Origin of the sequence: Mesobaculum littorinae (assembly GCF_004011175.1) — a bacterium.
Lineage (GTDB): Bacteria > Pseudomonadota > Alphaproteobacteria > Rhodobacterales > Rhodobacteraceae > Tranquillimonas > Tranquillimonas littorinae.
This window is the reverse complement of record NZ_RQXX01000001.1, coordinates 475155-494982: the sequence shown is the minus strand read 5'-3', so window position 1 is coordinate 494982 and position 19828 is coordinate 475155. Positions and strand designations below refer to the sequence as shown.

Sequence of the window (19828 nt, the reverse complement as noted above, 5' to 3'; positions counted from 1 at the left end):
TACTATACACTCAACCGCGTCGCCGCTTCCACCGTGCAGAGGCGTGCGCGACGATCCGTCTCGCGGATGTTATCCAGGTCAAACGGGTCCAATTCGAGGCGAATATCGGACATCTCGTCGAGCACCGTCTCGACCAAGCCGGCCATGTCCTGAAATCCGATACGCCGGTCGAGGAAGGCATCGAGCGCGGCCTCCTTGGCGGCGTTGAACACAGCGCCCGACAGCCCGCCCTCGGCCATCACGGCGCGCGCCAGTCGCAGCGCGGGCCAGCGCATCTCGTCAGGGGCGCGAAAGGTCATCTGCCCCACCGATGCCAGGTCGAGACGTTCGACCGGCAGGTGCCGGCGTTCGGGCCAGTTCAGCGCGTAACCTATCGCGTGGCGCATGTCGGGCGGCCCCACATGCGCCATAAGCGCGCCGTCGACAAAGCCCACCAGAGCGTGGATCAGGCTTTCGGGGTGGATCAGAACCTCGATCCTGTCGGGCGCGATGCCGAAGAACTCGTGGGTCTCTATGATCTCCATCGCCTTGTTGAACAGGCTCGCGCTGTCGATGGTGATGCGCTGACCCATGTCCCAGTTGGGGTGCGCGCCGGCCTCTTCGGGCGTGGCCTGGGAAAGCCGCTCGGCCGGCCAGTCGCGCAGGGCCCCGCCCGAGGCGGTGATGACGACACGTTCGACCGCGGACATCTCTTCGCCGACAAGGGCCTGGAAGACCGCCGAATGTTCGCTGTCGACCGGCAGGACGCGGGCACCGTGGCGCGCCGCCTCGCGCAACAGAAGCGGGCCGGCACAGACCAGGCTTTCCTTGTTGGCCAGCGCCAGGGTCGTTCCCTGCCGCAGCGCGGCCAGTCCCGGCGCCAGCCCGGCAAAGCCGATGATGGCCGACATAACGCAATCTGCAGGCCGGGCGGCGGCCTCGCAGATCGCGGCCTCGCCTGCCGCGGCGGCGATGCCCGTGCCCTGCAAGGCGGCACGCAGCTCGTGCAAGCGATCGGGATGCGCGGTCACGGCGATCTCGGGGCGGAACCGGCGCGCCTGCTCGGCCAGAAGGGTGATGTTGCCGCCGCCGGTCAGCGCCACGACCTCGAAGCCCTGCGGATCATGGGCGACCAGGTCCAGCGTGTTCCGCCCGATCGACCCGGTCGCGCCAAGCACGGTGATACGCTTCACGAAGCCCCCCTTGCCGTTCGATTGGCCCGTCGGGGCATCAAGGCCCTCAGGCCAGCCCGTAAGGGAAATCGACGAGCTGCGCCACGAAGAGCAGGAACAGCGACGCGCCCAGCATCCCGTCGAACCGGTCGAAGAGCCCGCCGTGCCCGGGCAGCAAGGACGAGCTGTCCTTGACGCCCACGCGCCGCTTGACCGCACTTTCCGCGATATCGCCGATCTGGCTGGCCATCGAGACGGCGACCGAGATCCCGATCAGCTGCGGCCCGGCGGCATTCTCGGCGATGAAAAGCACGCCGACGCCCGCCGCCGCGACCCAGCCCGCGATGGTGCCGGCCCAGGTCTTCTTGGGGCTGACGCGCGGCCAGAACTTCGGCCCGCCGATGAACCGGCCGGCGAAATACCCGAAGACATCGGTGGCGATCACCACCAGCACCAGCCAGAACAGCCAGATGAACCCGAAATCACTGCGGATCACGTAAAGACCGTAAGAGGCCAGCATGATCATCAGCGTAAAGACCGTAAAGGTGCTGCGGTGGCGGTGCAGCTGGCCGAACCCCACCATCGCGGGCAGCACCAGAAGCGGCATGGCCCAGCCCGGCGGCACGAACTCGGCCACCAGCAGCGCAGCGCCCGCGACAGAAGCCAGCGTCAGCGCGGGGCTCGCGGGATCCAGCATGCGGGCGAGCTCCCACACCATCACGGCGGCGACGAGGACCGTCAGCGCCTGCAGCCAGAGCCCACCGGCCCAGATCGCCGCGATGCCGATCAGCGCCACGACCGCGCCGGTACCCATGCGCGTCAGAAGATCGTCCCAGAGACCGCGTACCGCCATTACGCCGGAACAGCGCCAAAGCGGCGAACGCGTCCGCCATACTGCGCCACGACGCGGCCAAATTCCTCGGCCGAGAAATCGGGCCAGAGCGTTTCGAGGAACTCGTACTCGGCATAGGCCGACTGCCACAGCAGGAAGTTCGAGATCCGCGCCTCTCCGCTGGTGCGGATCACCAGGTCCGGGTCGGGCAGGACATGGGTGTCGAGGAACCGCGCCAGCGTGGTTTCGTCGACCTGCTCGGGGTCGATCTTGCCCGCCGCGACCTCGCGCGACAGGCGCTGGGTGGCGCGCGCCACCTCGTCCCGGCCGCCGTAGTTCAGCGCGATGGTCAGGTTCACGCGGGTGTTGCGGCTGGTCAGCAACTCAAGCTCGTCCATCAGGCGCACCAGCTTGGCGTCGAGCCTGACACGGTCGCCGATGAAGCGGACACGCACGCCCTCGGCCAGCAGGTCGCGGGCCTCTTTCTGGATGTAGCGGCGGAACAGCTTCATAAGCCCCGCCACCTCGGTCTGGGTGCGCTTCCAGTTCTCGGTCGAGAACGCAAAGATGGTGAGGTAGTCGACACCGTGATCGGGACAGGCGCGGACGATCTCCTTCACCCGCTTGGCCCCGGCATGGTGACCGAAGAGGCGCGGCTTGCCGCGCGCCTGCGCCCAGCGTCCATTCCCGTCCATGATGACAGCCACGTGGCGTGGCCCCCCTTGAACGGAGTGTGACATGTTGGTGGCAGAACTCATCTCGAAACCCCTTTCAACAGCCAGGCCGCAGGCCCGCGCCAGAACGGCGCGCGCCTGGAAGGCCGCTCAGACCTGCATGATCTCTTCCTGCTTGGTCTCCAGCGCGCGGTCGACGTTGGCGATGGCCGCGTCGGTGATCTCCTGCACTTCGGCCGACCACACCTTGTGGTCGTCCTCGGACATGCCGTTGGCCTTGGCCTTCTTCAGCTGGTCCATGCCGTCGCGCCGCACGTTGCGGATCGCGACGCGGGCGTGCTCGGCGTATTGCGAGGCGACCTTGGACAGCTCGCGCCGCCGCTCTTCGTTCAGCTCGGGGATCGGCAGGCGGATGATCGGGCCGTCCACGACCGGGTTGATGCCCAGCCCGGATTCCCGGATCGCCTTTTCGACCTTGCCGATCATCGACTTGTCCCACACGTTGATGGTGACCATCCGCGGTTCGGGTACGTTGACCGTGCCGACCTGGTTGATCGGGGTCGGCTGACCATAGGCATCGACGTGAATGGGTTCGACCATCGTGGCCGAGGCGCGGCCCGTCCGCAACGTCGCGAATTCCTGCTTGAGCGACGACATGGCGCCGTCCATCCGGCGCTTGAGGTCGTCGATATCGGGATCTTGGGCGTCGTCTGCCATTCTCTGCGTGCCTTCTTCCTGCGTGCCTTCTTGCGAGGCCAGTGACGGGCTTAGGCCCGTTTTGCAACCTGTATACCCTCAGGCATGCACGATTGTATAGGTGCCTTGGCCAGCGAGGATCCCGCGGAATCCCCCGGGTTCGTCCAGCGAGAAGACGACAATCGGCATCCTGTTGTCCCGCGCCAGCGCGATCGCCGAGGCGTCCATCACGCCGAGGTTCTGCAGCAGCACCTCGTCATAGCTCACCCGGTCATAGCGCTTGGCCTCGGGGAACTTCTTGGGGTCCATGTCGTAGACGCCGTCCACCTTGGTGCCCTTGAAAATCGCCTCGCAGCTCATCTCGGCGGCGCGCAGCGTCGCGGCGGTATCTGTGGTGAAATAGGGGTTGCCGGTGCCCGCCGCGAAGATGCAGACGCGCTTTTTCTCGAGATGTCGCACCGCTCGGCGGCGGATATAGGGTTCGCACACCTGGTCCATGGGAATGGCCGAGATCACGCGGGTATGGATACCCAGACCCTCGAGCGCCGACTGCATCGCCAGCGCGTTCATCACCGTGGCCAGCATGCCCATGTAGTCTGCCGTCGTCCGCTCCATCCCCTGGGCCGAGCCCGAGAGCCCGCGGAAGATGTTGCCGCCGCCGATCACCATCGCGATCTCGACGCCCATGTCGTGGACCGTCTTCACCTCCTGGGCGATCCGCGCCACCGTCGGCGGATGCAGGCCGTAGGCGAGCGAGCCCATCAGAGCCTCGCCGGAAATTTTCAACAGCACACGATCATAGGTCGTGGCCGCCCTCTGGGCTGCTGCCTCGCTCATGTCACCTCGCCTGTCCGGTTTTGCGTCGGGGCGCAAAATGTCGGAAAAGGCCGCCGACTGCAATCGGGGGCGAGCCCCGGCCGGACGAAGAGGCAAGGAATGGCCACCGAAACCCTGACCGCCGACGCGGTCCTGGCCCGCACCGCGGACCCTGCCCCCGTGCTGATCGCCGGGCCGACGGCCAGCGGCAAGTCGGCGCTGGCCCTGCGCATCGCCGAACGGCACGGCGGCGTCATCGTCAACGCGGATGCCCTGCAGGTGTTTTCCGACTGGCGGCTGCTGACCGCCCGGCCAAGCGCGGCTGACGAGGCCGCTCTGCCGCACGCGCTTTACGGTCACGTCCCGGGCGACACGCCCTATTCCGTCGGCCGCTGGCTGGCCGACCTCGATCCGCACCTGGCGCATCCGCGGCCCATCATTGTCGGGGGCACGGGGCTGTACTTCGCCGCGCTGACCGAAGGGCTGGCCGAGATTCCGCCGATCCCCGCATCGGTGCGAGAGACGGCAACGCGCCGGATCGCCGAAGAGGGTCACGCCGCGCTTCTGAATGAACTCGACCGCGCGACCGCCGCACGGATCGACCACGCCAACCCCGCACGGGTGCAGCGCGCGTGGGAGGTGCTGACCGCGACCGGGCGACCCCTGGCCGACTGGCAGGCACAGACCGGGCCCGCGCGGCTGCCACGCGGCGCAGCCCACGCCTTCGTTGTCCAGACCGACCGGGAAGCCCTTTTGTCACGCATTTCCCGCCGCTTCGACCTCATGCTTGACGCGGGACTTCTAGAGGAGGCGCGGTCCAACCTGCCCAATTACTCGCAGGACCGCCCGTCATCGAAGGCAATCGGCGCAACCGAGCTTCTGGCGCACCTGCAAGGTGCAATGACGCTGGACGAGGCGCGTGAGCGCATCGTGATCGCCACGCGGCAATACGCCAAGCGTCAGCGAACCTGGTTTCGCGCCCGGATGGGGACCTGGAATAGCGTGACGCTTTGACTCCGGTTACGGCAGAACGCTAATACTAAACTGCAAGATACTGATATGTATTACATATCTTCGGTACTGTCTTAGCTCATCCCGTCATTGCCACCTATGCGTGAAGGCGCAGCGCCTGCAATGCGGCCTGTCTTTGCGCATGCATCTGAGAACTGCCCCGCGGCGCCCCACCGACGCGGATGTGACCACCCCATCTCGAATCGAGGGAAACCTCTTGCCGTCCCCGCCGTTCAGAAGGCACCACGACGGCAGGCGTAGCGAGGGAGTTCGAAAATGGGACGAGACGGGTTTGGCCGGACCGGCGCCCATCCGGCGGCGGTCATGCACGCGCATGAACATCGCGCGGGGCTGATCGACCGACGCGAGTTCCTGACCCGTGCCACGGCGCTCGGGGTCGCTCCCGCCGCGGCCCTGTCCCTTCTGGGCCGCCCCGCGATCGCCCAGACCGATGGCGAAAGCGGCACGGATCCTGCCGCGGCCTCCGCCCCCCGGCCCCGCAAGGGTGGCGTCCTGCGGATCGAGATGGAGGTGCGCGACCTTGGCGATCCGCGCCTTTACGACCGCAGCCAGGTCGCGAACCTGACGCGCGGCACGCTGGAATACCTCGTGTTGTCCCGCAACGACGGCAGCCTGCGCCCGATGCTTCTGGAGTCGTGGGAGGTCAGCGACGACGCCACCGAGTACCGCCTGCATCTGCGCAAGGGCGTCCGGTGGAGCAACGGCGATCTCTTCACCGCCGCGGACGTGGCGCGCAACATCGACCGCTGGTGCGACCGCACGGTGCCCGGCAACTCGATGGCCACGCGCATGGCCGCGCTGATCGATCCCGAAACCGGCCGCACCCTGCCCGGTGTGATCGAGGTCGTCGACCCGCTGACGGTGGCGCTGCACCTGCCCCGGCCCGATATCACGCTGGTCCCCGGCTTCGCCGACTATCCCGCCGCGATCGTGCATGACTCGTTCGACGCGGGCGACGCGCAGAACGCCGTCGGCACCGGACCTTTCCGCATCACCGAGATCATCGCGGGCGAGCGCGCGGTGCTGACCCGCGCCGAGGGCCATACCTGGTGGGGACAGGAGGCCTGGGGCGGCCCGTGGCTGGACCGGATCGAGTTTCTCGACCATGGCACCGACCCCGCCACATGGGTCGCCGCCGCCGAGGCGGACGAGATCGACATGGTCTACGAGACGGTCGGCGATTTCATCGACGTGATGGACACGCTGGACTGGACCCGGTCCGAGGTCCAGAGCTCTGCCACGATCTGCATCCGCGGCAACCGGATGGCCGAGGTCGACGGCGTCCGCCCCTATGCCGACCCGCGCGTGCGCCGGGCGCTGCAGCTGGCGGTCGACAACGACATCCTGCTCGAGCTGGGCTATGGCGGACGGGGCAGCCGGGCCGAAAACCACCACGTCGCGCCGATTCATCCCGACTACGCGGATATCGGACCCGCAAAGCACGATCCCGAAGCCGCACGCGCGTTGCTGGCCGAGTCCGGAATGGCCGAGTTCGAACATCAGCTAATCTCGATCGACGACGATTGGCGCGCGACCACCTCCGACGCGGCCGCCGCGCAGTTGCGTGATTCAGGCGTTCCCGCGCGGCGCAGCATCCTGCCGGCCGCACGTTTCTGGCAGGATTGGGCGCGACACCCCTTTTCGGCCACGAACTGGAGCCATCGGCCGCTGGGTCTTCAGACCCTCGTGCTGGCCTACCGCAGCGGCGCGGCGTGGAACGAGACGGGGTTCGCCGACCCCACCTTCGACGCCCTTCTGGACGAGGCTCTGGGCATCGCCGACGCCCCCGCGCGCCGGTCGCAGATGCAAGAGCTGGAGAGTATACTGCGCGAGGATGGCGCGATCATCCAACCCTTCTGGCGCAGGCTCTACCGGCATCACCGGCCGGGAATCCTGGGCGCGGAGATGCATGTCAGCTTCGAGATCACGCCGCAGGACCTGGCTTGGACGAAGGTCTCTGAAGCCGCCGAGTGAGGCGCCGGCAGTTCTGCCCGTTTCGGTAGCATCCGATGAAACCTTCATCGCTCGGGCGCCCCTAGGGCACCCTATGAGGCGAGCACCCCCGCGATCTGTCGCGCGGAAGTAACAAGGCGGATTTTCCCTATTTGCGACTTTCGCAAAAACGCGGTTGCGGGCTTTATGCTGTCGTTCCGTCACGGCATTACGTTTGCGGACGTGACGGTGGGAGGCGTTGACGATCGGTATGGTTGAGTGCGTGCGTGGCAATAGTATGGACGGGCCCAAGGCGCGTCGTGGTTTTCGGATGGCGTCGGTCGCATCGACCCTTCTTGTCGCAGCACTGATCGGCTGCGCCGGGATTGCAGGTGCCGCCGCTTGGCACAAGGCGCGCTCGATCCGCGCCCATGTCCCCGGCAGCATGGTCGAAGCTTATCGCCCGCTCAGGCAGGCCACCCACGGCAACTGGATCCTGACCTGCAACCTTCCATTCCAGAATTGCCGCTTCGCCGCGGAACTGCTCTGCCCCGGCGGCGCGACCGAGCTTGGGGCGCCTCGTAAGCTGAAGGGCCTATTCGGCCGCACCGCCCCCGCGCGCGGATCGATGAGCGTACGTTGCGACGTGGATCGGCGCGGCCTGGACCGCTGACCCACCGCGCGCCCTGCTCTCTGGCGTAATTCGACGTCCGCTGCGGCAAAAACCTTTGCCGTTGCGTCCGCGCGTCGGAACGAATGCCGCCGCCCCATGTTGCGACCCCAAAGGGGACATGGAGGTCACAATGTCGGCATCGGATTTCGGATGGGCCGTGAAGGTCATGCGCGTGGGCTACCTGGGCCGCACGATCGTCTATCTCGTGCTTGCCGGGTTTTCGCTTTGGGCGATCTGGCACGGCGGACAGGCCGAGGGCACGACCTCGGCACTGGCCGAGCTTGAAACCACGACCGGGGGCGGCGTCGTGCTGGCGCTGATCGCTCTGGGCATGCTGGCCTACGCCGTCTGGCGCGGCGTCGACGCGCTCTGGGATCTCGAGGATTACGGATCGGGCGGCAAGGGGATCGTCGCGCGCGGCGGCATGATAGTCACCGGCGTAACCCACCTCGCCATCGGCTTTGCCGCAGCGTCGCTGCTGTTCGGCGGCTCGGGCGGGTCCGGCGACAGTAGTTCGGGCGGGTCCAGCATCACGCAGGCCGTGGGCACGATCATGTCCTGGCCCGGCGGTCGCTGGATCATCGGGATCGTCGGCGCGATTACCATCGCGGCGGGCATCTTCTATGCCTACAAGGGCTATGCCGAAAAATACCGCGAACACCTGCGGGCTAACGAATTCACGATGCGCTGGAACCTCGTCCTGAAGATCGGTCTGGTGGCCTATGGCGCCGTAATCGCGATCGTCGGGCTGCTGCTGGTCTACGCGGCGCTGAATGCCAACCCCGAACAGGCCGGCGGCGTGGGCGAAGCGTTTTCCTGGGTGTCGGGTCAGCCCTACGGGCGTGCGCTGGTCGCGGCGATCTGCGTCGGGCTCATCGCCTTTTCGATCTTCTGCGCTGTCAATGCCGCCTATCGCATCGTGCCCAAGGCCGCCGACGAAAGCATCGAATCGATGGCGGCGCGGATGAAGGCGCAGGCCCGCGCGGCGACATCCTGACTGCCGCCTCGCTCGTACCATCGCGGATCCGGGGCTACTTGCCCCAGATCCGCGTCACATAGGCCGTGGTTTCGGGATAGGGCGGAATACCGCCGTGCTGGCGCACCGCGCCTGGGCCCGCGTTGTAGGCGGCCAGCGCAAGGCGCCAGTCGCCGAACGCCTCGTACTGCGCGCGGAGGTATCGTGCGCCCCCGTCCAGGTTTTCCTCGGGCAGCGTCGGGTCCACCCGCATGAGGCGCGCGGTATCGGGCATCAGCTGTGCCAGCCCGATCGCGCCCTTGTGGGACACCGCGCCCGAGTTCCAGCCCGATTCCTGCTGCACCAGCCGCAGGAACAGATCCTCGGGCACATTGTGGCGACGTGCGGCGCTGCGGGCAACGGCCAGGTAGGGTCCGGCATAGCGCCCCTGGTAGGTCGGCGACTGAGGTGTCCGGCCCGGAAGGCTGACATGCTCGGGCTGAAGACGCTTCGAATTCTCGTATTGCGAGGCGGCCCGGCGGTCGAGCACGCTGGTCTTGGACTGGAACAGGCCCTGCCGCGATTTCGACGACAGGCTCAGGCTGTCCGCCCACGCTCCGTGAGAAAGCGCACAGGCCAACCCAAGCCCGGCCGCGACCGCTGCCAGTCGATGCATCGTGATCATCCCTCTCGTCGTCCCGCGCGCACTATACCCAGCACGACGGCCGACGCTACCCCCTCAACCCGCTCGAGCAATGGCCACGACGTCAGGACGGACCACGGCAGGGCCCACCCGGGCCGGCCGCCCGCGTCCGGACCGCAGGCCCCATGCAGGGGGTCGTCGCGTAGCCTTGGATTCGGGCTTCCCCTTCGCCGCCTCCAATGGTGTAACGTCGGTTCAAACCACGGCAACGGGAGGGCACCCATGGCGGGCTCGGTCAACAAGGTCATCCTTATCGGCAATCTCGGTCGCGATCCCGAGGTGCGGACCTTCCAGAACGGCGGCAAGGTGTGCAACCTGCGGATCGCCACATCCGAGAACTGGAAGGACCGCAACACCGGCGAGCGGCGCGAACGGACCGAGTGGCACTCGGTCGCGATCTTCTCCGAGCCGCTGACGCGTGTGGCCGAGCAGTATCTCAAGAAAGGCTCGAAAGTTTATATCGAGGGCCAGCTGGAAACCCGCAAGTGGCAGGACCAGTCCGGGCAGGACCGCTACTCGACCGAAGTCGTCCTGCGCCCCTACCGCAGCGAACTGACCATGCTCGACGGCCGTGACGGCGGCGGATCCGGCGGCGGCGGCTTTGGTGGTGGTGGCGGCGGCGGCGGATACGGCGGCGGTGGCGGCTACGACGACGGCTATCCCGACGACCGCGGTGGCGGCTCCTCCGGCGGTGGATACGGCGGCGGTGGTGGCGGCGGCGGTGGCCGCTCCAATGACATGGACGATGAAATCCCGTTCTGATCCAGCAGGCGGCGGCCCGGCATCCCCGGCCCGCCGCACCGGCCGCAGGCCCCCGCGCGGGGTCGCGGCCCCCCTTCCCGACGAGCAGCACGGTGGGACGTATCCGGGTCGCTTCGACGCGCCGCCTAATCCTTTCGGTTCATCGTGATGACCGATCTCGCCGCCCGGACATGGGCGCTGCGAGCGGTCAGGACAGGCGTCCCGCGTGCCGAGGCGCTGGAGGTCTTCGACGCCCTGCCCCCGGTGCCGCCCGGCACGCTGCGCGGAGCTTGGCACGGCGAGGGTATCGCCACGAGCCATCCGCTGGACGGGGCGCTTGAGGCCTGCGGCTGGTGGGGCAAGAGGTTCGAGTCCGACGACCGGGTCTTTCCGCTGCTCTTCGGCCCCGAGGGGGCGCTGGCCATCGATCCCGCCCGGCTGCCGCTGCGACTGGCGATCCAGCTCTGGCCCCGGCTGACACCGGGGGCACGGCGGGCCACCGGGCGCGCCTTTCGGACGTCTGCGCGCGCATTGGCTACGGGCCAGCCAGGGGCGCACCTGGCACAGCGGGCCTATCGCGGCGCGATCTCGACCGCGATGGTCTATGACCGGCAGCCGATCATCGACCATTTCCGCAGCCTCTCCGCCGACCGGGTGCTAGGCATGATGGAGCTGAAAGATGGGCTGTCGCACCACCCGCCGCTGGTCTTCACGCTGACCGCGACCTAGCGGCGCGCCGCCAGCCCGTCCGCCAGCACACCGGTCACGAGGCCGGGATCGACGGCATCGGTGACGAAGGCATCGCCGATGCCGCGCATCAGGATGAAGCGCAGACGCCCGTCGACGACCTTCTTGTCCTGCGCCATCAGGCCCATCAGCGCCGCCGCGTCGGGCAGATCGCCGGGAATGTCGGCCAGGTCCGTCTTCATCCCCATGTCGCGCAGATGCGCCCGCAGGCGCGACGGATCCTCCTGCGCGCAAAGCCCCATCCGGGCCGAGGTCTCGGCCGCCAGCGCACAGCCCACCGACACCGCCTCGCCATGCAGAAGCCGCTCGGAATAGCCCGTCGCCGCCTCCAGCGCATGAGCGAAGGTGTGGCCGAGGTTCAGCAGGGCGCGATCCCCGGTCTCGGTCTCGTCCCGCGCCACGATCTCGGCCTTCATCTCGACCGACCGGCGCACGGCGTGGGCCCGCGCCGCGGGGTCGCCCCGGGCCAGCGCGGGGCCATGCGCCTCGAGCCACTCGAAGAAGGCCGCATCGCCCAGAAGACCGTACTTCACCACCTCGCCGTAGCCCGCCAGCAGATCGCGCGGGGGCAGCGTGTCGAGAAGCCCGGTATCGGCCAGGACCAGCGCGGGCTGGTGGAACGCGCCGATCAGGTTCTTGCCCGCGACGGGTGAGTTGATTCCGGTCTTTCCGCCGACCGAGCTGTCGACCTGCGCCAGAAGGGTCGTCGGGATCTGAACGAAGCGCACGCCGCGCCGCAGGATCGCCGCGGCGAACCCGGCCAGATCGCCGATCACCCCGCCGCCAAAGGCCACCACGACGTCATGCCGCTCGACCCGCTCGGCCAGCAGCCATTCGACCGTGTCCTGCAGCTGCGCCCAGGATTTCGTCGCCTCGCCCGCCGGCAGGACCTTGGCGGTCATGGCGATGTCGGCTTCGGCCAACCCGGCGCGCAAGGTTTCCAGATGCAGCGGCGCCACACGATCATCGGTGATGACGGCGACGCGGCGGCGGCGCAGGAGCGGCGCGATCTCGGGCCCCGCCCGGGCCACCAGCCCGGGGCCGATGCGCACATCGTAACTGCGGGATCCTAGGGCGACGTGAACGGTTTCGGTCATCAGGCAGGCTCTTCGGTCAGCAGATCGGGACGGGTCAGCAGAAGGTCGACCACCCGGCTGGTCATCTCGTCGATCGACAGGCCCGGCGCGCTCGCGACAGACAGCTGGGCCAGAGCATAGACCGGCTCGCGCCGGGTGACGAGCTCGGCCAGGGTGGCGCGGGGATTGGCGGTGTGCAACAGCGGGCGCGTGGTCTTCTGCCGCAGGCGCGACCAGAGCAGGTCGAGGTCGGCGCGCAGCCACAGCGCGGCACCATGGCGGGCGATCGCCGTGCGGTTGGCCTCGGCCAGAAAGGCGCCGCCGCCGGTCGACAGGATCGACGGCTCGGCCTGCAGCAGCCGGGCGATGACCCGGGCCTCCTTCTCGCGGAAGAATGGCTCGCCATCGCGGGCGAAGATCTCGGGCACGGTCATGTTGGCGGCGCGCTCGATCTCGTGGTCCGAATCGCGGAAGTCGACCCCCAGCCGCCGCGCAAGGGCGCCCCCGATGGCAGTCTTGCCCGCGCCCATCATGCCGACGAGAACGATGGTCTTGTGCAATCGATAGGCCAATCCGGCGCCGTCCCGCTTATCGTCTCCAGAAAGGACTGCATGGCGTGATCTTGCCGGAAATGCCATATATAAACTCGAACAAGGGCGCCGTGAGATGCGCCTTTCAGACACGGAACGTGCGCGAAAGGGCAGGCGAATGCTCCGAATTTTGAAATTGTTGGTGTTTCTTTTGGTGATCGGCTTTGTCGCGCTGGTAGGCTATGCTTATCTCGGCAATCTTGCGCCGGAAAAGACGGATGTCAGCGAAGAGGTCACGCTGGATGGGTGATGCGATCCGCCGCGACCATCCGTCCGCGGCACATCCCGCACGGCGGGCCCTGGCGGCCGGTGTGATGGCGCTGTGCCTCGCGGGACCCGCGTCCGCCGAGGGGCCGCTTTCCGCCATCGACTGGCTGTCCGACAGCGTGACCGAGGCCGCGACGCGCCGAACGACGCCACCGCCGCGCCCGCGGCAACAGGACGAAGAGGCCGTGGCCCGCTCGGCCCTGCCGGAAATCGTCACGGTCACCCCTCTGGAACACGAGGTTGCCGATGCGGTGGGTCTGCGGCCCGCCGCGGCTGTTGGGCTGCCGGGCGATCTCTGGTCCGGGTCGGGCAGCGCCGATCTGCGCCCCCTTCTGGCGCGCGACATGTCGCGGGCGCTGCCGGCGCTGCAGGACCTGTGGCAGACGCTGTTGACGACCGAATTCGAACCGCCCGCGGGGAGCGACGGCGACTCGCTCTTCGTGGCGCGGCTTGATGCTCTTCTGGCTCTGGGTGCGCTGGATCCGGCACAGGACATGGCAGCACGGGTCCACCGCCCCGGCGCCGCCATCATGCGTCGCTGGTTCGACGCGGCGATCCTGACCGGCCGCGAAAACGGCGTCTGCGACAAGCTGCGCCGCCGTCCGGACCTGACGCCGACCTATTCGGCGCGGATCTTCTGCCTGGCCCGGGGCGGCGACTGGCGCGCCGCGGCGCTGACGCTTGAGACGGCCGAGGCCCTGTCAGTCGTGTCGACCGCCGAAGATGCGCTTCTGGCGCGGTTTCTGGATGCCGAGATCGCGTCGGACCAGCTGGCCCTGCCGCCGCCGCGCCACCCTTCGCCGCTGGATTTCGCGATCTACGAGGCGATCGGAGAACCGATTCCCACCTCGACCCTGCCGGTGGCCTTTGCGCATGCCGACCTGCGGCCCATCGCGGGCTGGAAGGCCCGGGTCGCGGCGGCCGAGCGGCTGGCGCGCTCCGGCGCCATCCCGCCCGAGCGGCTGTTCAGCGTCTGGACCGAACGGCGGCCCGCCGCTTCGGGCAGCCCGTGGGACCGCGTCTTTGCCGTGCAAGGGCTGATCGACGCGCTGGACCTCGACCCGGAGAACGCGGAGCGGACCGCCCGGATCGCCGAGGCCCTGCCCGACGCGTGGGCCGCCGCACTCGACGCGGACCTTGCCGTGCCCTTTGCCGACCTGATCGCGCCGCGCCTGCCCGACTTCGACAGCGACGTCCCTGATGCGCAGCAGCTGGCGCTGCGCATCGCGCTTCTGTCCGATGATTACGAGGCAGCGGCGGCGGACCCCGGAATCGCCGACCTGCCGCAGGGCCCCGTGCTTGCGGCCTTTGCCGAGGGTCGTGCGCCCGACGCGGATGCATTGAAGGGCGCCACGGGCCCCGCCGCGTCGATCGCGCAGGGCTTTGCCGTCGAGGGCATGCCCGACAGGTTCCAGCCGCTTGCCGCGGACGGCCGCCGGGGCGAGGCGCTGTTGCGCGCGATCGACACGATGGAAGCTGGGCACGCGGGCGACCAGATCGCGATCCGCGACGGTATCGCCGGTCTGCGCGCGCTTGGGGCCGAGAACACGGCGCGCCGCGCCGCGCTCGAACTGATGATCCTCGGAACCGGGCAGTGACGACCGCACGGCGCATCGCGGATTTCCTCGACGCGCAGGCGGCCGAGCTGGACGCCGCCGACAACACGCGGCTGGCCTATGCCCGCGACCTCAAGGATTTCTCGGGGTGGCTGGCCGCACGCAAGATCGACGACATGGCCGCCGGGCGGGACGAGATCGAGTCCTACCTCATCCATTGCGACGCGCAGGGGCTGGCGGTGTCCACCCGGGCGCGGCGGCTGTCCTCGATCCGGCAGTTCTACCGGTTCGCCTTCGAGGAGGGCTGGCGCGGCGACAATCCCGCGATCCGCATCCGCGGCCCGGGTCGGCAGAAACGCCTGCCCAAGACGCTTGGCCATGACGAGGTCGATCGCCTGCTGGCCACCGCCCGGAACCATGGCCGCGGCGCCACGGACCGCGCCCGCAACACCTGCCTGATGGAGCTGCTCTATGCCACCGGCATGCGGGTCAGCGAACTGGTGTCGCTGCCGATGTCGGCGGCCCGGGGTGACCCGCGGATGCTGCTGGTGCGCGGCAAGGGCGGGAAAGAGCGGATGGTCCCGCTGTCGGACCCCGCGCGCGCGGCCCTGACAGACTGGCTGGCGCATCGCGACGCCGAGGATGACGCGGCACGGGCCGAGAGGCGGACGCCCTCGCGGTTCCTCTTCGCGTCGCGCGGCGCGGCGGGGCACCTGACGCGGCACCGCTTCTATACCCTGATAAAAGAGATCGCGTTGGCCGCGGCGGTCGATCCCGCGCGGGTGACGCCGCACACCCTGCGCCATGCCTTCGCGACCCACCTGCTGGAGGGCGGTGCCGACCTGCGATCGATCCAGACGCTTCTGGGCCACGCAGACGTGGCCACGACCGAGATCTACACTCATGTGCTGGAGGAACGGCTGCGGGCGCTGGTGCTCGACCACCACCCTCTCGCCCGATCCTGACCCCCTCGCACGTGCGAACGCCAAAGCGCGCCCCGCGCGGCGCGGGGCCGACAATCGGCAACTGGAATAAGGGGGGTGGTACCGCCTCCCCGGCTTGAACGGGGGACCTCTGGATCCACAATCCAGCGCTCTAACCAACTGAGCTAAGGCGGCCTGCGTGGGGTGAGCGTCTAGCCCCCTGCCCGCGCGTTTGCAAGGGGGCGGGCCCGAATTCGTGCGCAATTTCCGTAACGCAACCCGCGCGCTGGCCTGAAGCTGCGGCGCCGTGGACCGGTCGGACGACCATCCGGCTTGCAACGGAAGGCCCGCGGGGCTACCTCCGCAGCCTGAACATTGGCAAAGAGGCTCGGGGATCCATGGGCATCGACAAGCAAAGCGACATCGCGGCGAATCTGCAGATCGGGCCAACCACCGAGGGTATGGTGCGGATCTACGTCGAAGGCGACGGGCTGGAACTTCCGCTGGATTTCGATCCCGACGAGGCCGACGAGATCGCCGAGGAGATTCGCGCCGCGGCCAGTGCCGCCCGCAAATCCCCCGCGCCGAAGAAGGGCCGCCGCTGACCCACCGACCCCGCTGACCCGCAGGCCCCGCGCTAGACCCGCAGGCCGCGCGGCGTGACCAGTCCGGGATCCCGCGCCGCCTGCGACCGCAGGGCGGCGTGGCGGGCGAATTTCTGCACCATCAGCTTGCGCCTTGCAGGGGCCAGACGGTCCTCGGGGCCCATCCGCAGGATTTCGGCGTCGTAAGCATCGGCGATGATGAGGCCTGTCTCCTCCGGCAGCAGGTCGACCGGAAACTCGGCATCCACAGCCCAGAAATAGCGATCGCAGAACGGCAGGTAATTCTGCCATTTCTGGTCCGACAGAAAGTCGGCGCGGCTGGACTTGCATTCGACCACCCAGATGTCGCCCTTGGGACCCAGCCCCATGACGTCGACCCTGAGCCCCGGGGCCGGCACCAGCTCCTCGACCGTCACGAAGTCGTGCCCCAGCAGATGGCGGCACACGCCCCGCGCCAGAAGCTGGCCGGGTTGGAGGATGGGAAGGCGATCGTCAGGCATGCGCGCAATTTGAACGAACAGGGAACAGGAGGCAAGGGCCGCCGCCCCTTTACCGGGTCACGCCGACGTGTGCGGGATCCACGCTGCGGGCACTGTGCGGGCGCGCCGGCTCGGACACCCCACGCGGCAGAGACCCGACAAAGACGACGCGGGAGCCGCCCCCCGCAGCGGACCATCCGCTTCGCTCGGCTTGGCCGCCCCGTTGCCCTGCCGCGGTCGCGCGTGAGCTCTGGCGCCGTAATCCCCGGCCTACGAGGGGCTTTGCAGTTGCGCCGTCTGCGCCGGTGGCGCGTTCGCAGCCCCTATCCGGCGTCCGTCCATGCTTCGCCCCACCATGTCGGCGTTCTTTGCGTCAACCTGAGCCGGCCCCCCTTGCCGGCCACGGACCTGCCGCCTAGATAGGGTCTTGGCGGGCACTGCCCTTCCCGTGACGGGGAAAATTCCGGTGGCCTTACTCACTTCCGAGGGAGCTGGCTCTGTGCGGACCGTGGTCTGTATACCTGGCGCCCACCTGTATCAACAGGTCCTCGGGAATTTAAAACACCCCACGGTTGCTTGGTGGTCCCGCCGCTTACCCCTCTCTCATTCGTGACATCGGCGTGTGCCCTGCCCCGCGCTCCGGGGTCTTTCGATCAGGCACGTCGCGCGCCATACTGCATCCCGGTCCGCGTCCCCGGGCCCTTGCCCCAGGAGACCTGCCGATGGACGACGACGACAGCCGCCTCAGCCGGGCCCATGCGCAGGGCGTGCGCCATGCGCGCGAACTGGAAGGGCATCTGACCTGGCTCGACACCTTCAGCGGTGCCGCCCTGGGCGTGCTGGCGACGGCCTCGGGGATTTACACCTATCTCGGCGTCTCTTCCCTGCTCGATGACGACGGCGCGCTCAGCGTCTTCGCGGCGCTTGCCTATTCCACGGCGGTGTCGGTGGGGATCTTCGTCTTCTGGTCCTACCTGATGCGCCTTTTGCCCGCGGTCCGGACGATGGGGTCGCGCATGGGGCTGGCCGGGGCGATGGCGCTGGGCTGCGTCGCCATCGTGGCGATGTCGTCCTGGCTGAATGCCGCCGCGCTGGCCGGCGCCGCGGCGGTCGAACAGCACCTTGCCGAAACGGTGCAGGAATACCAGGCCTCGCTGGAGCGCTCGCATACCATCGCGATCTCGGCCCAGGGGCTTGAGCGGGACGTGGCGCGGGTGCGCCAAAGCTTTCTGGACCTGTCCGAGCAAGAGGCCACCGGCGGGCTTTCCGGCATCGCCGGGCGCGGCGCGGTGTTCCGGGTGCTGCGGCAGAAATCGGCCGAGCTCGAGTCGCTCGAAACCCAGATTGCCAGCCAGGGGCCGCTGGTCTCGGACGCCTTCACCGAAGGCAACCAGATCCTGAGCCGCATGCGCGCGCTGACGGTCGAGCCCGGCCCGGTCGAGGCGCGATCGGTCGAGTTTTCCGAGGAAACCGTGCGGCTGACGGGAATCATCACCCGGCTGAGACAACTCTCCGTGGCGCCGCTGGTGTCGCGCGCGGCAACGGATCTGTCCGCCTCGGTCGTGTTGCCGCGGCTCGACGGGTCGACCGCCGACACACGCACCGAACAGCAGGCCACGATCGATTCGGTGCTGACCGTGCTGGCGCAGCGGGCCGAAACCCTGCAGGCCGCGGCGCAGGCGGTCCTGTCGCTCGAACCGCCGGTCGAGACGACCTACACCCCCATCTCCACCGCCGACGCGGTGATCCGCTATGCCGGCAACTTCATCCCGTCATGGGCCGGCGCCATCGCCATCGACCTTCTGCCCGCGGTGCTGGTGCTGATCCTCGCCGTCACACAGTCGGCGATCCGCGCGGGGCGCGAGCCCGTCGCGATGGAGGACACGATGACGCTGGCCGAGATGCGTGCGGCAATGCTGGCACTGCGCGACGTCGAACGCGCGATGGAGCGTGAGCCCACGCCGCATGAGCGGTCACCCGGGGTCACCCGGGACGGGGACACGCCCGCCGATATGGACGCGGACGCCGACCACGCGCCGGCCGAAGCCGTGCCCGAGGCCACCACCGGGCCCGCGCCTTCGGTGCGACCGGGCACACCCACGCCCCCGCATCGGGACCGGCCCGAATGAGCCCACGCGTCGCACGGCGCCGTCCCGGGGGGCCGGGGCGGGTGCTGGGGCTGATCCTCGGGGCCGAGATCGCGATGGCCGGCGCCCTGGTGGCGCTTGACCTTATCGAGGGCAGCGGCGGCCTGCCCGCCCTGCCCTTCGACCGTGACGCGCCGCGGCTTGACCAGCCGGTGCGGCCCGGCGACCAGACCCGGCGCTACGATCCCGCGGACCGGCCCGCGCCGCGCCCCGGGCAGGATATGCCTGCGACCCCTGACATGCCCGATCGGCTGTCGATGCTGCCCGAGGATCGCGATGGCACCCCCGTCCTGCGGCTGCGCGGGCAGATCGCTCCGGGCGACGCGGCACGCTTTGCCGACGTGCTTGACGACATGATCGATCCCGCGCGCGAGGTCTGGCTGAATTCGCCCGGCGGCTCGGTCTCGGACGCGCTGGAGATCGGGCGCCAGATCCGCGCGGCGGGCCTGTCCACCCACATGGGCGCCGATGACGTCTGCCTGTCGGCCTGTCCCTACATGCTGGCCGGCGGCACAACGCGCGAGGCCGATGCAGACGCCTACATTGGCGTGCACCAGCACTATTTCGGCCAGAACGCCGTGCAGCCGGCCTTCATGGCGGTCGAGGACATCCAACGTGGCCAGGGCATGGTGATGGATTATCTCGACGAGATGGGGATCGACCTGCGGCTGATGCGCCATGCGCTGGTGACGCCGCCGGACGAGATCTACATCCTCGTGCCCGAGGAACTGGCCGACTACGACCTCGTGACCGGCCCGCCCGAGGGCGACGGCTAGCCGCGCTCCGAGCCGGCGCTGCTACCCGTCCGGACCGGCAGGGGCGCCAGCGACGCGGCTGCATGCCGGAGATCAGACCGCGGTACAGGCCGCCCGCCGCGCGGCGGCGTGTCGCGGCCCAGCCCCATGATCGCGATGCCGAACTGCGCGCCCGAAAAGACGATGGCGTTGAACAGGACCAGCAGCCCCAGCGCTAGCGGCCCCTCGGACGAGGTCAGCACAAGGTGCCGCAGGTGCCCCACGTCGAAGGCCAGAAGCAGTCCCACGAAGACGACCGCGAGGCCCAGACCGATGAGGACATGGCGGATGTAGAAACGGACGAGCTTGGGCATTGCCGGGCCTCCCCCTTTTGACATGCTCTGAAGATAGCGCCGCAAGCGCCGTCCGACCAGGCGACGAAACGACGCTTCGCGCATGGGGCGCGTCTTTCAGCCGGACGACGCGAAGCTCTCCGCTC

The 19828-nt window shown here is 68.7% G+C and carries 22 protein-coding genes, 1 tRNA gene and 1 other RNA gene; 13 read left to right on the top strand and 11 right to left on the bottom strand.

Going from position 1 to position 19828, the window contains the following annotated elements; translation table 11 throughout:
• Nucleotides 1-2: 2 nt before the first annotated feature.
• From dxr to pyrH, 5 genes are all read right to left on the bottom strand, one after another.
• Nucleotides 3-1172: a 1-deoxy-D-xylulose-5-phosphate reductoisomerase gene (gene dxr / locus EKE94_RS02305; RefSeq protein WP_127904977.1), complete on the bottom strand. Its 1170-nt coding sequence runs from the start codon at nt 1170-1172 to the stop codon at nt 3-5.
• Between the two features lie 46 nt (nt 1173-1218).
• Nucleotides 1219-2004: a phosphatidate cytidylyltransferase gene (locus EKE94_RS02300; RefSeq protein WP_127904976.1), complete on the bottom strand. Its 786-nt coding sequence runs from the start codon at nt 2002-2004 to the stop codon at nt 1219-1221.
• On the bottom strand, nt 2004-2741 hold the full coding sequence (uppS, locus tag EKE94_RS02295; protein WP_127904975.1) for a polyprenyl diphosphate synthase: 738 nt from the start codon (nt 2739-2741) through the stop codon (nt 2004-2006). The genes EKE94_RS02300 and uppS overlap by 1 nt, the downstream gene beginning before the upstream one ends.
• 66 nt (nt 2742-2807) lie before the next feature.
• Nucleotides 2808-3374, bottom strand: coding sequence for a ribosome recycling factor (gene frr, locus EKE94_RS02290; RefSeq protein ID WP_127904974.1), 567 nt, complete (start codon nt 3372-3374; stop codon nt 2808-2810).
• Nucleotides 3375-3452: 78 nt separating this feature from the next.
• Nucleotides 3453-4190 carry a UMP kinase gene (gene pyrH / locus EKE94_RS02285; RefSeq protein WP_127904973.1) on the bottom strand — a complete coding sequence of 246 codons (738 nt, stop codon included), beginning with the start codon at nt 4188-4190 and terminating at the stop codon, nt 3453-3455.
• Nucleotides 4191-4289: 99 nt separating this feature from the next.
• Here pyrH and miaA point away from each other — a divergent pair, with 99 nt between their 5' ends.
• The 4 genes from miaA to EKE94_RS02265 all read left to right on the top strand — a co-directional run bounded on the left by miaA (nt 4290) and on the right by EKE94_RS02265 (nt 8803).
• The gene (miaA, locus tag EKE94_RS02280) at nt 4290-5183 is read left to right on the top strand and encodes a tRNA (adenosine(37)-N6)-dimethylallyltransferase MiaA (RefSeq protein WP_235855865.1); all 894 of its coding nucleotides are present in this window, start codon (nt 4290-4292) and stop codon (nt 5181-5183) included.
• Nucleotides 5184-5456: 273 nt separating this feature from the next.
• Entirely contained in the window at nt 5457-7175 is a 1719-nt protein-coding gene (locus EKE94_RS02275) for an ABC transporter substrate-binding protein (RefSeq protein WP_127904971.1), read from the top strand.
• A 289-nt stretch (nt 7176-7464) separates the two neighbouring features.
• Nucleotides 7465-7806 carry a hypothetical protein gene (locus EKE94_RS02270; protein WP_127904970.1) on the top strand — a complete coding sequence of 114 codons (342 nt, stop codon included), beginning with the start codon at nt 7465-7467 and terminating at the stop codon, nt 7804-7806.
• A 130-nt stretch (nt 7807-7936) separates the two neighbouring features.
• Nucleotides 7937-8803, top strand: a complete 867-nt coding sequence (locus tag EKE94_RS02265; RefSeq protein WP_127904969.1) for a DUF1206 domain-containing protein — start codon at nt 7937-7939, stop codon at nt 8801-8803.
• Between the two features lie 34 nt (nt 8804-8837).
• On the opposite strand, the gene EKE94_RS02260 is transcribed toward EKE94_RS02265, so the two are convergent.
• Entirely contained in the window at nt 8838-9437 is a 600-nt protein-coding gene (locus tag EKE94_RS02260; protein WP_127904968.1) for a lytic transglycosylase domain-containing protein, read from the bottom strand.
• A gap of 249 nt (nt 9438-9686) precedes the next feature.
• Here EKE94_RS02260 and ssb point away from each other — a divergent pair, with 249 nt between their 5' ends.
• A complete protein-coding gene (ssb, locus tag EKE94_RS02255) occupies nt 9687-10226 on the top strand; it encodes a single-stranded DNA-binding protein (RefSeq protein WP_127904967.1) in 540 nt (179 codons plus the stop codon).
• 147 nt (nt 10227-10373) lie between these two features.
• The gene (locus EKE94_RS02250; RefSeq protein ID WP_127904966.1) at nt 10374-10934 is read left to right on the top strand and encodes a GXWXG domain-containing protein; all 561 of its coding nucleotides are present in this window, start codon (nt 10374-10376) and stop codon (nt 10932-10934) included.
• Here EKE94_RS02250 and aroB read toward each other — a convergent pair.
• Both aroB and EKE94_RS02240 read right to left on the bottom strand, forming a co-directional pair.
• A complete protein-coding gene (gene aroB / locus EKE94_RS02245; RefSeq protein ID WP_127904965.1) occupies nt 10931-12049 on the bottom strand; it encodes a 3-dehydroquinate synthase in 1119 nt (372 codons plus the stop codon). The two genes, EKE94_RS02250 and aroB, sit on opposite strands and share 4 nt — an antisense overlap.
• Nucleotides 12049-12600 carry a shikimate kinase gene (locus tag EKE94_RS02240; RefSeq protein WP_268878266.1) on the bottom strand — a complete coding sequence of 184 codons (552 nt, stop codon included), beginning with the start codon at nt 12598-12600 and terminating at the stop codon, nt 12049-12051. Before EKE94_RS02240 ends, aroB begins: the two co-directional genes overlap by 1 nt.
• A 94-nt stretch (nt 12601-12694) precedes the next feature.
• Here EKE94_RS02240 and EKE94_RS18545 point away from each other — a divergent pair, with 94 nt between their 5' ends.
• The 3 genes from EKE94_RS18545 to EKE94_RS02230 are packed head-to-tail and all read left to right on the top strand — an operon-like array spanning nt 12695 to nt 15406.
• The gene (locus EKE94_RS18545) at nt 12695-12868 is read left to right on the top strand and encodes a hypothetical protein (RefSeq protein WP_164870772.1); all 174 of its coding nucleotides are present in this window, start codon (nt 12695-12697) and stop codon (nt 12866-12868) included.
• The gene (locus EKE94_RS02235) at nt 12861-14483 is read left to right on the top strand and encodes a hypothetical protein (RefSeq protein WP_127904963.1); all 1623 of its coding nucleotides are present in this window, start codon (nt 12861-12863) and stop codon (nt 14481-14483) included. Before EKE94_RS18545 ends, EKE94_RS02235 begins: the two co-directional genes overlap by 8 nt.
• The gene (locus tag EKE94_RS02230) at nt 14480-15406 is read left to right on the top strand and encodes a tyrosine recombinase (RefSeq protein WP_127904962.1); all 927 of its coding nucleotides are present in this window, start codon (nt 14480-14482) and stop codon (nt 15404-15406) included. Before EKE94_RS02235 ends, EKE94_RS02230 begins: the two co-directional genes overlap by 4 nt.
• Nucleotides 15407-15482: 76 nt before the next feature.
• Here the strand turns inward: EKE94_RS02230 and EKE94_RS02225 are convergent.
• Nucleotides 15483-15559 (bottom strand) — tRNA-His (locus EKE94_RS02225).
• 203 nt (nt 15560-15762) lie between these two features.
• On the opposite strand from EKE94_RS02225, the gene EKE94_RS02220 reads away from it, so the two are divergent.
• The gene (locus EKE94_RS02220; protein ID WP_127904961.1) at nt 15763-15969 is read left to right on the top strand and encodes a DUF6324 family protein; all 207 of its coding nucleotides are present in this window, start codon (nt 15763-15765) and stop codon (nt 15967-15969) included.
• 32 nt (nt 15970-16001) lie between these two features.
• Here EKE94_RS02220 and EKE94_RS02215 read toward each other — a convergent pair whose 3' ends face one another.
• The gene (locus EKE94_RS02215) at nt 16002-16469 is read right to left on the bottom strand and encodes an MmcB family DNA repair protein (protein ID WP_127904960.1); all 468 of its coding nucleotides are present in this window, start codon (nt 16467-16469) and stop codon (nt 16002-16004) included.
• Between the two features lie 410 nt (nt 16470-16879).
• On the opposite strand from EKE94_RS02215, the gene ssrS reads away from it, so the two are divergent.
• The 3 genes from ssrS (at nt 16880) to EKE94_RS02205 (ending at nt 19371) form a co-directional block, all read left to right on the top strand.
• Nucleotides 16880-17035: non-coding RNA, 6S RNA (gene ssrS, locus EKE94_RS19260), on the top strand.
• Nucleotides 17036-17170: 135 nt separating this feature from the next.
• Complete coding sequence (locus tag EKE94_RS02210; protein ID WP_127904959.1) at nt 17171-18577, top strand: hypothetical protein; 1407 nt, start codon at nt 17171-17173, stop codon at nt 18575-18577.
• Nucleotides 18574-19371 (top strand): COG3904 family protein, encoded by a 798-nt coding sequence (locus EKE94_RS02205; RefSeq protein ID WP_127904958.1) that lies wholly within the window; start codon nt 18574-18576, stop codon nt 19369-19371. Before EKE94_RS02210 ends, EKE94_RS02205 begins: the two co-directional genes overlap by 4 nt.
• On the opposite strand, the gene EKE94_RS02200 is transcribed toward EKE94_RS02205, so the two are convergent.
• Nucleotides 19368-19703, bottom strand: a complete 336-nt coding sequence (locus EKE94_RS02200; protein ID WP_127904957.1) for a hypothetical protein — start codon at nt 19701-19703, stop codon at nt 19368-19370. The two genes, EKE94_RS02205 and EKE94_RS02200, sit on opposite strands and share 4 nt — an antisense overlap.
• Nucleotides 19704-19828 lie beyond the last annotated feature (125 nt).